The following is a 2,368-nucleotide window of genomic DNA, read 5'->3' on the forward strand; positions in this document are numbered from 1 at the left end:
CGATATGTCAGAGTTAAATGTAGGTACTATCTATAACTTTGGCAACAACAATGAATTTTCTACAAAAAAAGAATATGTTGAAGCAGAAGGAGTAATCACTGAAAAAAATGATCAAACTTTTACTGTTAAATTCGATTATTTAGATGCCGATTTTATTTACAATTACAGGTTCGAGGGTGAAAAGCTGATAATCTCAATTCAGTCCTCCAACCAAGAATTTACATTAGAGAAAAGGTAGTTGAATTTATTTCTTGTTTTTCAATCAAAAAACATAGGAAAAGGAAAACGCATAGCTTTTAAAAAAGGGTTATGCGTTTTTTTTGTGTTAATTGTTGATTTTAATGATTCTGTCTGAATTAAAATTCGTGGGATTTTAACTTGATAGGATTTCGGTAATTGAATTACTCCTAGGGTCATCTTCTCATAACAGTATTCTAAGTTTTCATATTCTGACGATTCTCTTTATTGTGAGGGTGATTTGTTTTATTTATATGATGCTGTGTAATGATTAACCAAGGACAAGTCGCGACCCCGGTGAAATAAAAAATCCGATTTCATGGGGCAAGCGGGGCAAGCTTGTCCCTACAAGGTAATCTATTCCAACATTAATCATAATTATCCAACAGTTCAGACAGTCAATTCTTTAACCCCTTAATCTTACAAATCCTAATTCAGACAGTTAATCCTAATTCAGACAACTACTCATAAAACACATCCGTTTCAAATTCGTCAATCATCAGCTCAATAAATTTCTTTATCTCCTGCTTTGCTTTGCCATTTTTTATGGCCTTCCAAAAATCAGGATTACTATCAATATCCTTGTACAGATACTTATAGGCAGGCCACCACTCACTATACTCGAAACCTCCACCGCCATGCTCGTTTAAGTGACGCAACACCCCATCAAAACTCTTCTTGTTCACCTCCCGCTTATCCTGTGTCATTCCGTAAAATATATGCCCATCTTCGTAAGCATAACTAATGTAGTGATATTTCCACTTCTTGGGTCTTAACCACACTTTATCGCTCTCCTGCTTGGCATCAAGGTTCAGTTCCCTCTTCAAGCTCTCCATTTGCGAATTGAAACGCTCTTTCAACTTTCTCTTCACTTCTGGCAAAGAATTTGAAACCATAAAAGAGATCTCTAAATTCTTTTGATTTCTATTTATCAAATCAACTACAGCTTGCTTAGCTTCTAAATCTTTTTCGCCTATATATTTCTTTCTCATTACTTTTTCAAAATCTTTTAAAAACAATTTCACACGTTCACTCTCAGTTATCTCGGCAAATTCTGCAAAACAATCTATCAGATGCTCCTCGTATGCCAAGTGCTTAAACTTCTTGCTACGCTCTAGCTCTCTTCGCTCCTCCTTACTAAGGCTTTTTGGAGTTACAGTTTTTACTTTAGGAGTCATGTAAATTAAGCAATAGTCGTCGCCAGTTCTATTCCACAAATACCTACTATAGTGTTCCAGTTCCATTTGGAGTTCGTTGCTACTCATCCCCAACCTATTTACTATAGCAATAGCCACTTCAAACGAGTTTTTGTAAATCACAATATCTATTTGCTTTCCTTCATCAGTAGATAGGTTGCTTTTCACCACTATCTTGTCTCGCCTGTTGTAGGTAAAAGAGTCCAATCCAAATTTCTTTATAAAGTGCATCAAATACCTATCGCCTTGCTCATGACTCTCGTTGGGATTTAACAAGAAAGCCAATATCTCATTAATTTTATGCTCATCTACATCCCAAAAATCAATAGGGTTGAACCACGGAGCACTCTTTTTCCCAAATTTTCTCCTCTCCTGCTCTATTTTCTTTATCTCATTGTCAGCGTGAGTATAAAAGTTATTTATATCTGTATTTCGTTTGTTTATTTTTATCTGTTTCTGTTTCTTTCCCATAGTTTATATTATGTGATTGGGATGTTTTTTGTTTTATCCACAACTATTCGTGGCTACAATATCGTGATAATTATTTAGAATACCATGAATTTTGTTTTCAAGAGTTGTAATTCGATTGAATTGATTCAGTTAAATTAACCATGTAATCAAAAATAAGACAATCTTTTATCAAGTTATATTTGTATTTTCCAAACAAGTTATCTATATTTGTAACTGAGTTCATTTCTCATTCGAGAAAAGGAAATCGAAAAACGCATAACCTTGATGTTATGCGTTTTTTGTTTTTACATCACCGTTTCTAGCTTTTGATAGTTGATATTATTGTAACTATCCCAATTAAGATTCAAAAGATTTTAATATTAAATCGAGATTTGCAGCTAGTATAATTCAATCTAGCAAGGACAAGTAGCGACTTGTCCCTAAAAGTGCAATTACTATTTGCTTGCTTTTGACTCTTCGTTAAA

At 34.0% G+C, this 2,368-nt stretch carries 2 protein-coding genes; one reads left to right on the top strand and one right to left on the bottom strand.

What is annotated here, in order from left to right:
• A partial coding sequence (locus GXZ13_06920) for a hypothetical protein (GenBank protein NLX75540.1) occupies positions 1-238 on the top strand: 238 nt, incomplete at its 5' end.
• 460 nt (positions 239-698) lie between these two features.
• Here the strand turns inward: GXZ13_06920 and GXZ13_06925 are convergent.
• A complete protein-coding gene (locus tag GXZ13_06925; GenBank protein ID NLX75541.1) occupies positions 699-1,904 on the bottom strand; it encodes a PD-(D/E)XK nuclease family protein in 1,206 nt (401 codons plus the stop codon).
• Positions 1,905-2,368: the final 464 nt, after the last annotated feature.

The organism is Synergistaceae bacterium, assembly GCA_012728235.1.
GTDB lineage: Bacteria > Synergistota > Synergistia > Synergistales > Synergistaceae > JAAYFL01.